Origin of the sequence: Vibrio bathopelagicus (assembly GCF_014879975.1) — a bacterium.
Taxonomy (GTDB): Bacteria; Pseudomonadota; Gammaproteobacteria; order Enterobacterales; family Vibrionaceae; genus Vibrio; species Vibrio bathopelagicus.
Genome location: NZ_CP062500.1, coordinates 1,130,353 through 1,147,885, shown reverse-complemented (window position 1 = coordinate 1,147,885; position 17,533 = coordinate 1,130,353). Strand labels below are relative to the sequence as shown.

16 protein-coding genes are annotated in these 17,533 nt (G+C 46.1%); 6 read left to right on the top strand and 10 right to left on the bottom strand.

Annotated features, from left to right (window positions below; all coding sequences use genetic code 11):
• Positions 1 to 35 precede the first annotated feature (35 nt).
• The gene (locus IHV80_RS05200; protein WP_192890299.1) at positions 36 to 524 is read left to right on the top strand and encodes a hypothetical protein; all 489 of its coding nucleotides are present in this window, start codon (positions 36 to 38) and stop codon (positions 522 to 524) included.
• A 76-nt stretch (positions 525 to 600) separates the two neighbouring features.
• On the opposite strand, the gene cyoE is transcribed toward IHV80_RS05200, so the two are convergent.
• The 7 genes from cyoE to IHV80_RS05165 all read right to left on the bottom strand — a co-directional run bounded on the left by cyoE (position 601) and on the right by IHV80_RS05165 (position 10,361).
• Positions 601 to 1,521 (bottom strand): heme o synthase, encoded by a 921-nt coding sequence (gene cyoE / locus IHV80_RS05195; RefSeq protein WP_192890298.1) that lies wholly within the window; start codon positions 1,519 to 1,521, stop codon positions 601 to 603.
• Positions 1,482 to 1,793 (bottom strand): cytochrome o ubiquinol oxidase subunit IV, encoded by a 312-nt coding sequence (cyoD, locus tag IHV80_RS05190; protein WP_086712246.1) that lies wholly within the window; start codon positions 1,791 to 1,793, stop codon positions 1,482 to 1,484. Before cyoD ends, cyoE begins: the two co-directional genes overlap by 40 nt.
• On the bottom strand, positions 1,793 to 2,410 hold the full coding sequence (gene cyoC, locus IHV80_RS05185) for a cytochrome o ubiquinol oxidase subunit III (protein ID WP_016786087.1): 618 nt from the start codon (positions 2,408 to 2,410) through the stop codon (positions 1,793 to 1,795). The genes cyoD and cyoC overlap by 1 nt, the downstream gene beginning before the upstream one ends.
• Positions 2,400 to 4,490 (bottom strand): cytochrome o ubiquinol oxidase subunit I, encoded by a 2,091-nt coding sequence (gene cyoB / locus IHV80_RS05180; RefSeq protein WP_192890297.1) that lies wholly within the window; start codon positions 4,488 to 4,490, stop codon positions 2,400 to 2,402. Before cyoB ends, cyoC begins: the two co-directional genes overlap by 11 nt.
• 5 nt (positions 4,491 to 4,495) lie before the next feature.
• A complete protein-coding gene (gene cyoA / locus IHV80_RS05175) occupies positions 4,496 to 5,392 on the bottom strand; it encodes a ubiquinol oxidase subunit II (RefSeq protein ID WP_080659634.1) in 897 nt (298 codons plus the stop codon).
• 743 nt (positions 5,393 to 6,135) lie between these two features.
• Positions 6,136 to 9,234, bottom strand: coding sequence for an efflux RND transporter permease subunit (locus tag IHV80_RS05170; RefSeq protein ID WP_192890296.1), 3,099 nt, complete (start codon positions 9,232 to 9,234; stop codon positions 6,136 to 6,138).
• An 8-nt stretch (positions 9,235 to 9,242) separates the two neighbouring features.
• Positions 9,243 to 10,361: an efflux RND transporter periplasmic adaptor subunit gene (locus tag IHV80_RS05165; protein ID WP_192890295.1), complete on the bottom strand. Its 1,119-nt coding sequence runs from the start codon at positions 10,359 to 10,361 to the stop codon at positions 9,243 to 9,245.
• Positions 10,362 to 10,540: 179 nt separating this feature from the next.
• Between IHV80_RS05165 and IHV80_RS05160 the strand changes: the two genes are divergently transcribed.
• On the top strand, positions 10,541 to 11,155 hold the full coding sequence (locus IHV80_RS05160) for a TetR/AcrR family transcriptional regulator (protein WP_192890294.1): 615 nt from the start codon (positions 10,541 to 10,543) through the stop codon (positions 11,153 to 11,155).
• Between the two features lie 42 nt (positions 11,156 to 11,197).
• Here IHV80_RS05160 and IHV80_RS05155 read toward each other — a convergent pair whose 3' ends face one another.
• On the bottom strand, positions 11,198 to 12,088 hold the full coding sequence (locus IHV80_RS05155) for a LysR family transcriptional regulator (protein ID WP_192890293.1): 891 nt from the start codon (positions 12,086 to 12,088) through the stop codon (positions 11,198 to 11,200).
• 148 nt (positions 12,089 to 12,236) lie between these two features.
• On the opposite strand from IHV80_RS05155, the gene IHV80_RS05150 reads away from it, so the two are divergent.
• Positions 12,237 to 12,542 carry a monooxygenase gene (locus IHV80_RS05150; protein ID WP_192890292.1) on the top strand — a complete coding sequence of 102 codons (306 nt, stop codon included), beginning with the start codon at positions 12,237 to 12,239 and terminating at the stop codon, positions 12,540 to 12,542.
• A gap of 83 nt (positions 12,543 to 12,625) precedes the next feature.
• Entirely contained in the window at positions 12,626 to 13,000 is a 375-nt protein-coding gene (locus IHV80_RS05145) for a hypothetical protein (RefSeq protein WP_192890291.1), read from the top strand.
• Between the two features lie 168 nt (positions 13,001 to 13,168).
• Here IHV80_RS05145 and IHV80_RS05140 read toward each other — a convergent pair whose 3' ends face one another.
• Positions 13,169 to 14,131, bottom strand: coding sequence for a helix-turn-helix domain-containing protein (locus tag IHV80_RS05140; protein ID WP_192890290.1), 963 nt, complete (start codon positions 14,129 to 14,131; stop codon positions 13,169 to 13,171).
• Positions 14,132 to 14,183: 52 nt separating this feature from the next.
• Here IHV80_RS05140 and IHV80_RS05135 point away from each other — a divergent pair, with 52 nt between their 5' ends.
• Both IHV80_RS05135 and IHV80_RS05130 read left to right on the top strand, forming a co-directional pair.
• Entirely contained in the window at positions 14,184 to 14,360 is a 177-nt protein-coding gene (locus IHV80_RS05135) for a hypothetical protein (protein WP_192890289.1), read from the top strand.
• Positions 14,361 to 14,485: 125 nt separating this feature from the next.
• Positions 14,486 to 16,204 carry an amidohydrolase gene (locus IHV80_RS05130; protein WP_192890288.1) on the top strand — a complete coding sequence of 573 codons (1,719 nt, stop codon included), beginning with the start codon at positions 14,486 to 14,488 and terminating at the stop codon, positions 16,202 to 16,204.
• Positions 16,205 to 16,206: 2 nt separating this feature from the next.
• Here IHV80_RS05130 and IHV80_RS05125 read toward each other — a convergent pair whose 3' ends face one another.
• Entirely contained in the window at positions 16,207 to 17,412 is a 1,206-nt protein-coding gene (locus IHV80_RS05125; protein ID WP_192890287.1) for an MFS transporter, read from the bottom strand.
• Positions 17,413 to 17,533: the final 121 nt, after the last annotated feature.

Genomic DNA, 17,533 nt, shown 5'->3' with positions numbered 1-17,533 from the left:
TAAGGAAACTGCCCTACTTCGTTTAAGGTTCACACATGCTACAACGTTTTGTTCTATTGCTTTCACTCAGTTCTTCTCTGGTATTAGCTTGCGGCTTACACCAAGAAACCGGATTTAGCTTAGTGACAGAGCCCGGTTCACTAGAGGTATTTGGCAATGTCATCACAGCCAGACAAGACGATGAATTCAACAACCTCAATAAACCCGATCACTTTCGACTCTTTGCCATCAAGGCTGCGCTTGCCAAGTCCCATCCAAGCAAAATAGAGTTCAACCTATTCGAAGCGATTAAAGGTCATTACAGCCAAGTGAAATTTGAGAAGGGTGTCGATGTGTCAGGCAGAGATACTTTGCCTACTGAAGAAGAGCTAATGTTAATTACTGAATTGGATGTTTTCGATGCGCTAGCAACTGGCACTATATCTTGGGATCACGCGACACTAAACGGCTTAGTGATAATCAACGGCCCACAAGATAAACGAGAGCAGCTTGAAGATTGGCTTGGCGATATTTTTGCAGGATAATTGCTTAAAGTGGGATAGATGAAAGGTCGTCAAACCCTCGGACTTCAGAACATGAGGGTTCAACGACAAACTTAAATCAAAAAAGCATAGGCAGTGGAATCAGTTCTAACCCCAGCACGCCACTGATGCTCATGACCACCAGCAGAGAGACCTTGAAGACAGTCTTTGACCACTGAATGTAGTTGAGGCAATCAACCTTGCGAAACGTCACTTTAGTCCACATAAAGCAAACCGCCGCCGACACCGCTAGGTATTCATAACCCGCTTCTCCGAGTAAGAACAACGCCAAAGAGACAGCGCCAAACGCCACTACATAGGCTTTTATGTGTTTATGCGCTTTGTCGACGCCCTCTTTCACCGGTAAAACGGGAATGCCTGCATCTCGATAGTCTTGAAGGCGGAACATCGCGATCGCATACGAGTGTGGCATTTGCCATAAGCAGAACATCACAAACAGCAATACCGCTTCCAGACTGATGTAATTGGTCACCGCCAAGTAACCCACCAACGGCGGAACGGCTCCTGAAATACTGCCGACTAAAGTGCCATAAACCGATGTACGCTTGTACCACATGGTGTAGAAAAAGACGTAAAACACATAGCCGAGCAACACCATGACTGCAGAGATCGGGTTAACGAACTGAAACAGTAACGCAGTGCCTGCGAGCAATAAAACCAAGGCGTAGACGAACGCTACATCTGTATTGATGTTGCCCTGAACCAATTCTCGATTTTGTGTGCGTTTCATCTTTTGGTCGATGTCTCGATCAAAGATGTTGTTCACCACACAACCTGATGCAATCACAAGCCCTACACCGGCTAATGTTGTCAGTAACAACATCGCACTGGCTGGTTCTGTTTTTACGGCGAGGAAGAACCCCGCCGCAACAGAAATCAGGTTGCCGAAAATGATGCCCGGTTTGGTGATAGACAGATATCTTTTCAGCATACCCTTGCCTACAACTTCATGTTGACGTTCATGTTGTAGATGATCCATACCGAGCCAGCGATAAGAATCAATACAACAATGGCGGTAAACATCAGTGACACCAAGTTCCAACGCCCATCGGAAGATTTCGCTTCCATGTGCAAGAAGTACTTGAAATGCACAAAGATTTGCACCAGCGCACAGCCGAACAAGATCACGTAAGTTTCCGCGCTTGGTAGCGCATGCGCCCACACGATGTAGAACGGAATAACGGTTAGAATCAGTGACGCAATAAAGCCTTTCACGTAATCCGTTGCACCGCTGTCTAGATGCTGTTCCATTACATTACCCCCATTAAGTACACGATGGTAAATACACAAATCCAAACAATATCTAGGAAGTGCCAAAACAAGCTCAAGCACTGGAAACGCATCGACATGTTGTCGTTCAAGCCTTTGGTTGAAAGTTGGTGATACGCCACCGCCATCCAAATCAGACCAAACGTTACGTGCAAACCGTGTGTGCCAACCAAGGTAAAGAACGCAGAAAGGAACGCACTCTCTTGAGGGCCATAGCCTTCTGCAATCAGGTGATGGAACTCATACACTTCCATACAGATAAAGGCTAAGCCCAATACGAAAGTAACTTTGATCCATCGCTTCAGTCCTAGAACATCTTTGCGCTTCATCGCAATCATGCCAAAACCGAAGGTGATACTACTGAACAGCAGCATCATTGTTTCGACAAACACGAACGGCAATTCAAAGATGTCTTTACCTGTAGGCCCTGCTATTGATCCACTCTCAAGTACGGCATAAGTCGCGAAAAGCGTGGCAAACAGGACACAGTCACTCATCAAGTAAACCCAGAAACCAAACAACTTGTTGCCCGCGGCTTCGTGGTGATGATCATGCGAGTGTGCAAGATCATAAGTGTGTGACGGAGTATTAGCTTGCATACGTCGTCTCCAAATCATCTTTATTTTCGTTGTTATCACAGTCAGTGTCGCCGTCAGCATTGTTACCACGACCAGAATTATCGCTGCCTGTTACTGACTGTTTCTTCGCTTCTTCAAGCTGTGCACGTCGAGCCGCTTCAATCGCTTTGATCTCTTCAACTTCCACGTAGTAATCCACATCATCGTTGTAGCTGTGTTGAATACACGTCACCACGATGCCCACTAAGCTTGCAGCCGCTAGCCACCAGATGTACCAGATCATTGCGAAGCCAAATGCCAACGCCCATGCAGACACATAAATGCCTGTCGGTGTGTTCTTCGGCATGTGAATACGTTCGTATTCTTCTTCCTGAGTTGGGTCAAACTCACCACTTTGCTTTTGATACCAGAACGAATCGATCTCATCGCCCTTAGGCAATTTTGCAAAGTTGTAGAACGGCGGTGGTGAAGACGTTGCCCATTCGAATGTACGTCCACCCCATGGGTCACCCGTTAGGTCACGGTTCTGATCGCGGTCGCGAACACTCACATAGATCTGAACGAATTGACACACAACACCCATCGCGATCACACCCGTACCTGCAGCCGCAACCGCCAGTAGTGGGAAGAACTCAGGGTTAATGTCTTGGCTCAAACGACGCGTCATGCCCATAAAGCCCAGAGCATAAAGCGGCAAGAACGCCATCAAGAAACCGATGATCCAGCAGTAGAATGCGCGTTTACCCCAAAGCTCGTTCAGAGTGAAACCGGTCGCTTTCGGGAACCAGTAACCAATCGCAGCAAAACAACCGAAGACAACGCCACCGATGATTACGTTGTGAAAGTGCGCGATCAGGAATACAGAGTTATGCAGAATGAAATCTGCGCCCGGTACCGCCATCAATACGCCCGTCATACCACCAACGGTAAAGGTAATTAGGAAGCCCACTGTCCACATCATTGGCGTGGTAAAACGGATGCGTCCTTTGTACATGGTGAATAGCCAGTTGAAGATCTTCACCCCGGTTGGGATAGAGATAATCATGGTGGCGATACCGAAGAAGGCATTCACATTGGCGCCAGAACCCATGGTGAAGAAGTGATGCAGCCAAACCACAAACGCTAAAATAGTGATAGCCACTGTCGCCCATACCAACGAGGTATAACCAAACAGTTTTTTGCGTGAGAAGGTTGCAGTCACTTCAGAGAACACACCGAAGATAGGCAAGATCAGGATGTACACCTCAGGGTGTCCCCATGCCCAGATCAGGTTCACATACATCATCACATTGCCACCAAGGTCATTGGTGAAGAAATGCGTGCCGATGTATCTATCCAAAGTCAGTAGCGCGATGGTCACCGTTAGGATAGGGAAAGAGATGATGATCAGGATGTTGGCACACAGCGATGCCCACGTGAATACAGGCATCTTCATCATTGGCATAGACGGAGTACGCATGCGCAAAATAGTAGCGAAGAAGTTCACACCCGTTAACGTGGTACCGACACCGGATATTTGCAGCGCCCATATCCAATAATCGACCCCGACTCCCGGACTTGCCTCAATACCAGAAAGCGGCGGATACGCCAACCAACCCGTACGGCCAAACTCACCTAAGCCCAGTGACATGTTAGTTAGGATGATACCCACTACAAACAGCCAGAAGCTCAAATTATTCAGATAAGGGAATGCAACATCACGGGCACCGATTTGCAGCGGAACGATGATGTTCATCAAACCGATAACCAATGGCATCGCTACGAAGAAAATCATGATCACGCCGTGGGCAGTGAAGATCTGATCATAGTGATGTGGCGGTAAATAGCCTGTCTCACCGGCTGCAGAAAGCAATTGCTGACTACGCATCATGACTGCATCGGCAAAGCCACGAACTAACATCACCATTGCCACAGCAATGTACATGAAGCCCAATTTTTTGTGGTCTACTGAAGTAAACCATTCATTCCAGAGGTATTGCCATTTACCGGCTTTTGTTACCGCATACACCACTAAACCACCCACTAAAGCGATCATGGTTAACGTGAACAAAATAATGGGTTCGTGGTAGGGAATTGAGTCTAGAGTTAATCTTCCAAACATGACGATTATCCTTGGGTTTCCGGCAAACAGTTCATTGAACCAGGGTGCTGGGTCACGACATCAGTGAATAAAAATGGTGGGATACTGGAGAACAAAGTCACAGGTTCAGCCACACTCGGCGCAGCCAATGAACGGAACTGCTCCCAATCTTCAATACGATCAGGACTTGCTTTCACTTTTTCCACCCAGTTTAAAAATGCCACTTGATCAGGCATAGCCGATGCGGTGAATTTCATCTGTGAGAACCCTTTGCCACTGTAGTTCGATGCAAAACCTTTAAAGTCACCTTCATGGTTAGCAATCAAGTTCAGCTTGGTCACCATTCCCGGCATCGCATAAATCTGCGAACCAAGACGCGGGATGAAGAACGCGTTCATAATGTTGTCTGAAGTCAGCTTAAACGTCACCGGTACATCTTTCGGGAACGCAACATAGTTAACCGTCGCAATGTTTTGCTCCGGATAGATGAACAGCCATTTCCAGTCCAGAGAGACCACTTCAATCACCATGGGTTTAACGTCACTTTCTAAAGGCTTGGAGGGCTCCAGTTCGTGTGTTGTTCGCCAAGTGATGGTGGCAAGAATCGCAATGATGATGATTGGAATAGTCCATACCACCACTTCGATCTTGGTTGAGTGCGCCCAGTCAGGTGCATACTCTTCTGTGGTATTACTTTCGCGGTATCTATAGGCAAAGTAGATGGTCATCAGAATCACGGGGATGACGACAATCAGCATCAGCAACAGAGCCGTAATAATCAGCTCCTTTTCCTGAACGCCAACGCTACCTTTTGGGTCGAGCAATGCGGAGTTACATCCTTCGAGCATCAGGACGGTTCCCACCAAACCAATCCTCGACAGATTTGCTCTCGATAAAATGCGTTTATATCTTGAAGCTTCCATTAACTTTCTCGATGGTTATCCAGCCTCAGAACGAACGCCCGAGTACTGGTTGTCATGGTCATTAGAATATTTATGTGTTGAGCATGTGAAACGACGCATCTCAAAGCGAAACGGAATTAGCCACGATTTTGAACAGTCGACAGTTGAATAGTTGAACTGCCAAGTTAAAACGGCAGTGCTGCGCTGTCGAAACATTGCCGCACGGTTAAAACCACACAAAAAACATGACTTAATTGTTACACTTTGAAATACATTGTTACATTTGGCGCATTATGAGGAGTTGAAATTGAAAGCTCACCAAACAAACTTGGAAACTAACCTTCCAGTTATGAAAGGTGGATGCGAGAAATTGATGCAATTCAGACGCACGATATAGGCGTGCCACACAAGCAAAGCCAAGTGTGGAAAAGGATTAAAGAGAAACAGGTGAGAGAAAAGTAAACAAGCAGTAGAAACAACAATACCTGATTACATTAGAAAGAGTGAATTAAACAAAGTGTGACACCCATCAAATTTATGAATTCACATAAGATTTTTAAGGTATTTAGAAAAGATATCACTTAAGACAGAAACACATCATACATTCGAATGACACGTTAATTTTTATGATAATAATGTCAGTTATGTGCAGCAGAAAACGGGTGAATATGAAGATCAAAAGCCGATTTTTTGGGTATTAAGATATGTTTTAAGCAAGTATTACTCCCCTCAAGGGAGAGGAGTAATAGTCATAAAGAGAGAGATTAGGCTGTTGCCGTAACGACTTTCTTGCGCTGATTTTTAGTCATCAAGTGATAAACTACGGGCACAAAGTAGAACGAGATAAGCGTGGTTAATACGGTTCCGCCAACAATCGCGACCGCGAACGGAGGCCAGAAACCACCACCTGCAATGATCAATGGCATAAATCCGCCAACAGTGGTGATCGTGGTCGAACTGATATGACGAGTACACGACATAACGGCGTCAACAACTGCATCGACATTCCCAGAAGAAGCCTCCTTGTCTAGCTTCAATTCGGTCAGAATCACGATAGCCGCGTTGATAGCTAAACCGGCAATCCCGAGCATCGCAATGATCACCGTAAAACCGAACGGATAACCGAAAATCCAAACAGACAACAATCCTAGACCACCAGCAAGTCCTGCTACCATGAAGATGATGCTACTCATTCGGAACGAGTTAAACGACATCACCACCACCAACACCATCAATACCACCACAACTGCGACATTCGAGATGAGGCTGTTGACTGAATTATCTCGTTCGGCAGATTCACCACCAAAACCAATCGTATAACCCGATGGCATCTGATAGCTTTCTAGGCGTTTTTGGAATTCATTGAGCACGGTTTGTGGCAAGACTCCCGCTTCAATGTAGCCCTCAATGGTATTCACACGTTGCCCATTTCTGCGGGTAATCGCACCACGGCTTGTGGTTAATTCAAGTTCGGCCAGTGTCGATACGTTAATACCCGTTGAGTAGACCGCAGAGCTGATTGGTAAACGGATATTGCTTAAATGTGCTAAGTTTTCACGCGCATCATCCGCCACACGAACACGGATTGGCACCGACTCACTGCCCTCAATCACCGAGCCACTTTCACGACCAGTCAATGTAGTTTGCAACATGCCAGCAAACTGATTCAGTGAAATACCGTTGAGTTTTGCCGTGTCTTCATCGACCTTCAACCACACCTTTGGCGTACCCGGTTGCAATGTTTCCCTTGTGTGAGTGACATGAGGAACACCGGCTAAAATCAAGCGAACATCTTCACCAATAGCTTTTAAGGTATCGAGGTTTTCACCATAGACACGTAATTCAACCGGCGCGGTAAATGGAGGCCCTTGGTTAAGCTTTCGTACCAAGATTTGTGCTTCCGGAACCTCTTCATCCAACACCTTTTGCAACTGTGGAATTAGCGCATTGGCTTGGTCAAAGTTCTCTGTTTTCACCATGGCTTGAGAGAAGTACGGCGCGTTGTTTTGCCTTGCCTGCAAGTTGTAATAGAAAGATGGGAAGTTAGCGCCCACTAGCCAATCAATGCGCTCCACTTCTGGATAGCGATGAATGATGTCGTCGATTTTTTCAGAGGTGTTTTTAGTCGCATAAATGCTGGCTTGAGGTGGCATGTAAACCTGAATCTCAAACATGTCTCGGTCTGATGGTGGGAAGAATTGCTCAGTCAGCTGAGACATACTCCAATAACCAGTAAACGGAACCAACAACACCAAGGCAATAGTGATGATTGGATGCGTTACACCAAAACGGACAGAAGACGAGAACCAGCGCGTCAAAGCCGGAATTCTTAAGCCGGTCATATACCAGTGATGTTGGCCTTTTTTATCGACATCGCTGAGTTGTTTCGGCAATAGCTTGGTCGCCAAGCCCGCAATTAAGGTGTGCGAGATAATGTAAGAGCCAATTAGTGAGAAAGAAACGGTAATCGCAATACCACCAACAAACTCACCGGATGCACCCGGCATCAAGATAATCGGGGCGAACGCTAATACGGTAGTTAAGGTTGAGCCTAATAACGGCACCCATAAATGCTTCAATGCGTTCATGGTCGCTTCCGCTCGTTGCTGCCCTTTCAAGCGATACGCCTGAATGGTATCAACCATCACCACTGCGTTATCAACCATAATCCCGAGCGCAACAATTAATCCTGTCACCGACATTTGGTTGATCGGCACACCGGTCATTTTCATGATCGACAGGGTCAATAATGAGGTTAGCGGCAGAGAAATTGCCACTAAGATCGCAGCGCGAACACCCAAGGTCACGAACAACACAATCAAAATCAGACCGAAACCAATCATCAAGCTCTTGCCTAAATCGTCTAAACGAGTCTCGGTATAACCTTGCTGATTAAATAGTACTGTCACCTTAACGTTACTTGGTAACTCTTGCTCAAACTTGCCAATCAGCGCGTTGGCTCGAGACGTCCAGTTGTCAACACGAAGATCAGGGTGCATTCTTGCCGCAACAATGACACCCGGCTCACCATCAATAATGGCAATTTGGTCTTGCGGGGTTTTCTCACCACGTTTCACAGAAGCAATATCTTCCATACGGATGATGTGACCATTGCTGTCGGTGGCAATTGGGACTTGCTTGATGCGTTCAATGGAATCCAGTTCAGACTGGATTTCTAAACCAAAGCGAGAATACGCACTAACCAGTTCACCCGCCGAGTTCTTTGCATCCGCCCCTTCGAGCGACTCAGCGATATTGGCACTCGAACGCCCTAGAGCTGCTGCATCAGCAGTGCGCAAGCTGATCTGAATTTCTTCTTGCGGCATCCCATATTCATCAACGAATTCAGTACCGGACAAAGTCCGTAACCGCTTAGCGAGTTCTTTGGCATAACGCCCGAGGGTTAATCGGTCAGGTTCACCCGCACCAGACCAAGTCAGGGATGCAATGGTGGTGAAAGCGTAGGTATGGTCACTGTCGAGATCGGGAGAATGGGCACCCGCAGGTAAAATGGATTCGATATCAGACAGTTTGTCACGTGCTTGAGACCAAACCGGTTCTGGCTCGGTGATGGTGTCATTCAATTCTAGTGTGACAATCGACACGCTCGGCCTTGAGGTTGAGCTCACGAGTTTAACTTCACTCAGCTCACGCAGCTTGTTCTCAATCACCTCAGTAACCAAGGTTTCTACACGTTCTGCGCTGGCTCCGGGAAAACTAGTTGTGATGTTGGCGTAACGGTTGATGATCACCGGGTCTTCTGCACGTGGCAACGTCATGAACGCCGAAATACCGCTCACCATCAGCAGCGCCGTCATCAAGATAAGCAATCGTGTATTGGAAATAGTCTCTATAATTTTCATACCATTACCTACTCAGCTGCGCTGACTGGTTTCACGATTTGACCCGGAACTAAGCGATGTAAACCACTCGCGATCACCTGTTCACCGTCTTCAATTGCCCCACTCACATACGCTTGTTGATTGTTGGCAAACAACACCTGAACACTGCGGCGTTCAACCTTGTTGTCTTGACCAATCACAAAGATATTCCACACACCGCGCAAACCATCAATCAAACCAGTTAATGGCACCCAGTAACCTGGGTCATCAATCTGCTCATCAAATTTAAGGTAGGCAAGTTGCCCTTCCAATACCGAAGATTGCTCAGGGAACAGGTAGCGCAAACCCACACTGCGAGACTGTGTGTCGACCATTGCGCCCGGATTCAATAGATCTACTGCATAATCTGTACGCCCAACTCGAATACTAGGCGCAGAGAGAGAGGTGACTTTCTGCATTTGGTGAGCAGGAATACCGATGAAGGCCTCTTTCCCTTCAGAGGCGAGCAGTGTCAGGGTTGGGTTACCCACATTGACCACATCTCCGAGTGAGACAAAACGGGTGGCGATGGTACCAGAGTAAGGAGCAAGCACTGTCGATTTCACCAGCTTCAATTGATTGCCTTTTACGGAGGCATCAATACGCAGTAAGTTTGCCTGCAACACGCGCTGTTCACTGGTTAACGAATCAATTTCAGCTTCGGCACTGAAGCCTTTCGCTTTCAATGAGCGCTGACGCTTTAAGTTCGCGGCCACAAGGCTCAACTGCGCTTTGACTTCTTCAGCCTGCGCTTTCAGTTGGCTAGACTCGGTTTCCAATAGCTGGGTATCCAATCGAATCAACGGCTGACCCGTTGTGACTGTGTCACCTACATCTACCAGAATCTCATTTACTTTGCCCGCCAGTTCAAAGCCTAAATTAGCTTGCTGTCCCGCCTTTACCACACCGACATATTCACGTTGTACTTCATATGATGGAGAGCGTTCTAGGGCGACCGTTTCTACCGTCAAGACTGTCGATGCAGCACCATTCGCTCCGGTGTTACTCGCTGCGTCAGATGTTGCCTCGGCTTGTGTATTTTCACCACATCCAACAAGAAGAATCGACAACGCTACTGCCACTGCGCTTCCCTTCATCAATTTATACATACGTACTGTTCCTATGCGGTACTCAATTATGTTCTTTTTTTAGACTAACCAAATCAAACTAGACTGTCTAGTTTGATTGTGTTAAAAATAAGTTTCATCGTTAATGATTGATAAAACCATCACAAAAAGCATAATGCTAGCGCACAACAAGTTAGCAATAGGTAGCGAGAGATAAGCACGTGACGAAAATCATCAAAAGTGAACAGAAGAGATCGCAGATCTTAACCGCAGCAAGTAAACTTTTCTCTGAATATGGCTTCAAGATCAATATGGATCAGATAGCCAAAGCAGCTAACGTTTCCAAGCAAACGGTCTACTCTCACTTTAAAAACAAAGACGTGCTTTTCGAAACTTGCATGCAAACCAAGTGTGCCGAGCGTGAACTGAGCCACTCAGCCTTTGATATGAACGCCACTTTGGAAGAAGAATTGGTGAAATTTGGTGTGAAGTTTCAGGATTTATTGCTTGATGAACAGTCACGACAAACCTTTCAGAACGCGGTCAGCCAATCCAACACGCACCCAGAAATAGCCTCTATCTATCTAGAAACCGGCCCTCAAAAAACCACCAAGTTACTCGCCGATTACCTACAGTCGAAAATAGATTCAGGTGATCTCACACTGTCGACATCTAGCTCACCGATCATTGCAGCTCGTCAGTTGCTACTGATGTTTCATGGTAAATCAGCCTATTGGTCGTTCTTCGGCCATGATAGCGGTGAATCCGATGAGGAAAGACTCAACTACACACGCGAATGCGTTGCACTTTTCTTAAATGGAAATCAGCCTCGCTAGTTCTATAGCGAGATAGAAAGCAAGATAACACGAGCTCCCAAGCTAATGAGAAACAGACGCAAGCAATAACTCATAGAAACGTTTTGCAGCGGGACCTGTCTTCACGCCTTTCGGCAGAGTCAGATGCAGCGGTACGTGATAGCCACTGCCATTTTCCACATTTAACACGGTGAGCTTGTCACTTCCTCGGCTATCCACAATATGCTTTGGCAGCCTGCAATATCCCACGCCCTGCTCTACCGCACCAAAGGCATGGTCGAAATTATCGACCGTAATACGCTGGCTCGACTTCAACCAGCCCACATCCTTCTTCTCTCCCAGCTTTTCAACCGAACCTAAATCTCTCACCACAATTTGTGGTAGCGACGACAACTGACTGAGCGATATGGATGACGCGTTAGCCAGAGGGTGCGAACTTGCGACAACAGGTTCCATCATAGTGAACCCAAAGGCTTCGGCCGAGTGGTTGGTAATTGGCAGATTAATGATGGCAACATCGGCACGTTCTTGAGTCACCATTTCCGTCGTCTTCGACAGTGATGTTTCAACCACTTGTATCGACGTACTGTTGTTCTCTGCCATAAACGCAGCCATCGGCTTATAAAGGCGCTCAAGGCAGCACAAATGATCAACCGCAACCACGATTTCAGATTCGACTCCCTTTGCTAACTGTTCACTGATCAGCTCAAGTTCTCGCGCCTGTTCCAGCATGCTGCTCGCCCTGCGCAATAAGGCTTTGCCGTCTTCCGACAATACCGCCCTGCGTCCTTCAACTTGAACCAAAGACACGCCCAATTGATCTTCCAGTTTTCTCAACGCATAGATCAGCGTGGTATGGCTCTTATTCAGTTGCAATGCCGCCGCCTGTATACTACCAGCACGGTCTATCTCATAGAGTGTTTGCCATTGGTCGAGGGTAGTCTTTAATCTCATTGGTCTAAAATCCTGACAGTTAATGGCAATATTATGAACTTTTCTGTCTGTTTTTTACAGGTAATATGAATTTCAACAACAAACGAGAATGGCTTGTTTGTCTTAAACACCTATTTTTTTAGCGGAATTTGTTAAACGGAGAAACACCATGAAACTACTACAAGTCGACTTTGAATTTAACGGCCCATTTGGTGAAGAGATGTCGAACGCACTGGTTGACCTAGCAAAATCTATCAACAATGAACCAGGCATGATCTGGAAAATCTGGACAGAAAACCAAGCCGAAAAACTGGGTGGTGGTGTCTACCTTTTTGAAGACCAACTCAGCGCAGAAACTTACCTAACAATGCATGCTGCACGCTTAAAAGCAATGGGCGTGGATGAAGTTCGCGGCGTGATTTTTGACGTAAACCAGCCGTTAACTACCATTAACAAAGGCCCAATCAACGGCTAATTCAGCTGTATATTCCTGAGTGGAAAATAGTCATCGTGCAATGAATGCAACATAGTGAAAGACGCGAGATAGAGAGAATACTAATGAGCAATAAAACGTTTTTAAGCCTACACGGCATCATATACGCAGGGTTTGCCCTCGCACTGTTTTTCTTACCAACAGTCATGTGGCCAATGTACGGTGTAGAGGTCACTGATAAGTACGCGTATTTTCTCTCTCAGCACACCAGTATCTTTCTTGGCGGTATCGCAGCGATAACTTGGTTATTACGAGATATTGAATCAGGCATTAGCGCTAAAAAGCTCATCCAAGGTTTGGTCATCACTAACATGCTAGGGGCGGTCATCACACTGTATGCTGCTTTTACGGGTATCTTTGTTGGCTTTGGCTGGAGCGATCCTGTGTTCTTCCTGTTTCTATCAGTACTGAGCGTGTTGCAGGTTCGCCGACAAGGCTAATATCAGAGCCAACTAAAAAGGCACAGTGAGTTGATCACCGGTGCCTTTTCTCAATCGAATGTAGCTATTCTTGCGTGACCTCTAACCTTCTTGAAAGCAGCCATAAGCAATCGATAGGAGCTTGTACGAAAGTTCAAATTGAATAGCTGAGATTAAATATACTCTAGATCAAAGGCGCTTCATTGCGTCACGATATTGAGTCGGAGTCACCTGCTTATAAGATTTGAACTGGCGATTAAAGTTAGCTTGGTTGTCGTAACCTACTTTTTCCATAATCAGATTCACAGGCAGCGAAGTATTCAGCAGTAAATCACACGCCACATTTAACCTAATTTTCTTCAACCGTTGACTGAAGCTCTCATTGTAGTGCTTTTGAAACAGACGCCTAACGCTGCTCTCACTGATGTATAGATGGGTAGCTAAATCATTAACCGATATATCGTGATTAAAATTGTTCAGTAAGAAGGCTCCCACCTTGTCTAGCTTATCGCTAATCTCATCTGCATCATCCGAATTAAAGATAGGATTAATCAACTGCACCACCTCTTCATCATCAAGCAATAACGCAAACAGAGAAAACAGGGTGAGCAACTGCTGGTGTGGAGGTTGAGCCTTCACCTTATTCAACAACTGCGTCGCCTTTTCTGCGGTATCGGGCGAAAACTGCAGCCCTTTCTTTGAGTCTTCTAGCAGTGTACGTAACGGTTCAAGCTCACGGCAACAAGCTATCAACTGCTCGACCCAATCTTTGCGAAACCAAATCACATGGGTTTCGCAAACACGTGAGTCATCAGTGCTCTCATCCGAATAAATGGCATGAGGTAAGTCTGGGCCAACCAAGATCATATGGTTATGAAACACATCACTTTGGTGGTGGCCAATAAAACTGTGCCCCGAGAAGTGACGATGAATCGCTATCTCATATTCTTCGTGTCGATGCCAACCATAACTCTTGCTGCCTTCAACTATTTTTTTATACCGCCATGACGCACCAATCCGCTGCGGCACCTTTTCTAAGTAACCTTTCATTACGACACTCAATGACCCTTTAATACTGAAAGTATACCCATCAAACCATTCAAATGAGCACTTTGACTGAAAAGTATTGGACATTGCCCTAACGGTACTCATCCAGCTTTCTCCGCTAAATATACTGCAGGTGAACTTAATCAGGAGAGCAACTATGGACACTTTATTATTAAAAATTCGCGATATGATTCACGCCACACGTCAGCAGTGGATCGGAGAAATCACCTACAGCCACAATATTAAAGGTGATAACACGTGGAAACTCTATGGCTACAACTCTTATGACGAATACAAAAAAGATCTGCGTAAAAGCCTGAGTCAAGAGTCGTAATTAAAAGCTCATTCAAACGACAGCTTGTTGATTAAACGCAGTTTTTATTTGTCATTCATGTAGAGTTTCACACTGACCACTCGCTTTCTATACTTATTACACAGTGGAACATGGAAGACACAATAATGAACAACAAGCTCACTCAGCCACGTACTGCATTGGCCATCTTAATTACAGGTCTAAGTGCAGTATCACCGGCTCTTGCACAAGCCAACGCAGCCAATCAAGACCAAGCGGCTGACCAAATCTTCACTAATGCCGAGATATACGGGCATCGAGAGTCAGACTCGATCGTTACCCATAACGGCAAGATCATGTTCATCGGTGACCGCGAACAGGCGCAAACTTTTAAAGGGCTGAATACCGATGTCATCGACTTGGAGAATGCCTTTGTGCTACCGGGCTTCATTGACAATCATAGCCATGTTTTTGAAGCCGCCTCTGAACTGGGTGGTAATTGCGAACTGGATTCTGAAGCCACACTCGAAGAGCAAATCCCTTACTTAGAAGCGTGTAAAGTCAATGCCGAAACCAATGGTCGAGGTTGGCTGATGGGTTATGGCTTTTCTCTGGAGTCGACACTCGACAGCGATTCGGAATACACACCACTTGAGATCATCGATAGTGTTTTTCCCGACCGACCTGTCGTGATCATGGAGCAGACTTCACACTCAATGTGGGTTAACTCAAAAGCACTAAAAATTGCCCGAATTAGTCCGCAATCGCCAAATCCACAAGGCGGCGCCTATTTAAAAGACCAAGACAGCGGCAAGCTCAATGGCATCTTATTGGATAATGCTGGCGACCAAATTATGGAAATGGCGTGGAACAGCCAAAGCGAACTGTTTGAGCAAAGCTACCAAGGCTTAATGTACGGACTTGAAGAAGCGGCAGCACACGGCATTACCACCATAGGTGACGGTCGAATGTACTGGAAACGCGGTTGGTATGATGTTTGGCTCGAAGCGGAGCAAAACCAAGATTTGACTGCTCGCGTGTCATTACGCCCTTGGGTCTACCCATCAATGGCAATGCCCTCCCAATTAGAAGTGTTTGAGAAGATGTATTCCGACGACAAAAGCCGTCTACTGCTGGTCGATCAGGTGAAAATATACAGCGATGGTATTTTTATCAATGGCACGGCAAAAACGCTCGCCCCTTACTTAGATACTTATTTACCAAGCTCTCCTAATGGCTTGAACTACATTCCACCAGCACAGATGAAACAGTGGTTAACGGCCCTAGACAAAATCGGCTTTAGTGCCCACATACATGCGATTGGCGACGGTGCGGTTCGTGAATCTTTAGATGCCATCGAGAGCGTACGTAAACAAGGTTCGCAAAAGCCATACACGCTAACCCACGTTGAATTGATCAATGATGAGGACGTTCCACGCTTTAAACAACTCGATGTTTCGGCGGACTTCCAGGTCGGGTCAGACTACGTAGCACAGCACGATCACGAATGGGCTAAGGCCTTCTTAGGTGCGAGACGCACGAAAGCTATGATGAACCTCGACGCAATACTCAAAACCGATGCCAATATCACATTGAGCAGTGATTGGAATGTGCACGACATCAACCCATTGGTGGGCATTGCTAATAGCTTAATCATGGGCAAAACCGGTCTAACCGATATCTACACGGCCATTGACGCTTACACTATTAATGCCGCTTCTAGCTTGGGCATCGACGACATCACTGGTTCTATTGAGGTTGGTAAGTCAGCTGACTTCGCCATTCTCGACCGTGACATCACCACTTTATCAGCAAGAGGCATCGCCAAAACACAGGTGTTGATGACCGTATTGCGTGGGGATGTGGTTTATACGCTCAATGATTAAAACTAGCCTTGTTCAACGCCTAGAGTACCGCTTTTATTCGAGACCAAAATCGATGTAGCAAAAATGAGCGTGGAAAATAGCAGGCAAAAATAGATTGGGTATAGTGGGTTGAGGGTGGCGGTAAACGCCAGCAACGACGCCACCCCATAGCCAAGAGTATGAGACATTGAAATGAAGCCTGCCGCTGTGCCGGGAGCTTCATTTTGCTTTTCTGTCGCAAATACTGTGTAGGCTGGGACAAGCAGTGCTGCGCCAATAGCCGTCACTACCATCGCCACAGCAAACGCCCACATACTGGGAATCAAGAACATCACAAAGCCGACAACCAAAGCAGAAGCGCCACAACGGTACATAAAAAGCGGCGTCAGTTTATCCTTTTTGATAACCAAGAGTTGAGTAGCAAAAGTACACGCGGCACCTATGGTTAATAGAATGCCAATCGCGTTACTTAATTGATCAGTTGCCCAATGGGTGATCGAATAAATCAATGGAGAGAAACTGTATTGCAACAACGCGACTGCCGCACACAACAACAATCCACTCGATAAAAAAGGCAATAGTGCCCTACTCGGCAACCAAGGCGATGGAAGCTTGCTACTCGCTTTCTCTGTATTCATTTCTGGCGCTGGCAATAACATCGTTGCGATTAACGCTAAGCATGGTAATAAAACCATGATAATCAGAGGCGCATAAGGTGAAAACTTTAACGCAAGAATAGATATGATCGGGCCAATCAATCGACCAGTACTTAAGCCAATACTCACCGAAGTAATAGCCTGTAAACGGTTTTTCTCACCACACAACAATATCGCCCAATGTTGACTCGCGGGCACCATTCCAGACACCGTACAACCATAAATAATTCGCGCCACCACCAACCCTATCAAACAAAACACTAGCGCCTTTTCTTGGTCACTATTCATCGTAAAAAAACACAAAAAAGCAAAGCTAACGGCCATGCCTACCAATGCCTGAATGACGACTTTTTTCGGGCCATGTTTGTCGCTCTGTCTTCCCCAAAAAGGCGCGGACGGCAAAAAGAGTAAACTCCCTATTGCGATAAGAATCGACCACGTAGGCAAGCTAAATGCTGACTGTTCCACAAGAAAAGGCAGAGAAACGAGTAAGCCGTTTTGCCCAATTCCCATTAGGGCGGCAGCAAGACCAATGGTCATCAAATGAAATTTTTTATTTTGTATAACAGACATAATATTGAAGGTGCTAGAAAAGGTTGGAGGGCTCAATTATGGGCAACACCATAAGTAACGATAAATTGATTGATTTGGAGAATCATTATCATTTGAATTTCATTATGTTACATTAACGGCT

Excerpts from the sequence above, each read along its gene's own strand:
- cyoB (WP_192890297.1), bottom strand. The coding sequence starts at position 4,490 with ATGTTTGGAAGATTAACTCTAGACTCAATTCCCTACCACGAACCCATT.
- IHV80_RS05150 (WP_192890292.1), top strand. The coding sequence starts at position 12,237 with ATGAAACTACTACAAGTCGACTTTGAATTTAACGGCCCATTTGGTGAA.
- cyoC (WP_016786087.1), bottom strand. The coding sequence starts at position 2,410 with ATGCAAGCTAATACTCCGTCACACACTTATGATCTTGCACACTCGCAT.
- cyoE (WP_192890298.1), bottom strand. The coding sequence starts at position 1,521 with ATGGATCATCTACAACATGAACGTCAACATGAAGTTGTAGGCAAGGGT.
- cyoA (WP_080659634.1), bottom strand. The coding sequence starts at position 5,392 with ATGGAAGCTTCAAGATATAAACGCATTTTATCGAGAGCAAATCTGTCG.
- IHV80_RS05125 (WP_192890287.1), bottom strand. The coding sequence starts at position 17,412 with ATGTCTGTTATACAAAATAAAAAATTTCATTTGATGACCATTGGTCTT.
- IHV80_RS05135 (WP_192890289.1), top strand. The coding sequence starts at position 14,184 with ATGGACACTTTATTATTAAAAATTCGCGATATGATTCACGCCACACGT.
- cyoD (WP_086712246.1), bottom strand. The coding sequence starts at position 1,793 with ATGGAACAGCATCTAGACAGCGGTGCAACGGATTACGTGAAAGGCTTT.
- IHV80_RS05140 (WP_192890290.1), bottom strand. The coding sequence starts at position 14,131 with ATGAGTACCGTTAGGGCAATGTCCAATACTTTTCAGTCAAAGTGCTCA.
- IHV80_RS05170 (WP_192890296.1), bottom strand. The coding sequence starts at position 9,234 with ATGAAAATTATAGAGACTATTTCCAATACACGATTGCTTATCTTGATG.
- IHV80_RS05130 (WP_192890288.1), top strand. The coding sequence starts at position 14,486 with ATGAACAACAAGCTCACTCAGCCACGTACTGCATTGGCCATCTTAATT.
- IHV80_RS05165 (WP_192890295.1), bottom strand. The coding sequence starts at position 10,361 with ATGTATAAATTGATGAAGGGAAGCGCAGTGGCAGTAGCGTTGTCGATT.
- IHV80_RS05145 (WP_192890291.1), top strand. The coding sequence starts at position 12,626 with ATGAGCAATAAAACGTTTTTAAGCCTACACGGCATCATATACGCAGGG.
- IHV80_RS05155 (WP_192890293.1), bottom strand. The coding sequence starts at position 12,088 with ATGAGATTAAAGACTACCCTCGACCAATGGCAAACACTCTATGAGATA.
- IHV80_RS05200 (WP_192890299.1), top strand. The coding sequence starts at position 36 with ATGCTACAACGTTTTGTTCTATTGCTTTCACTCAGTTCTTCTCTGGTA.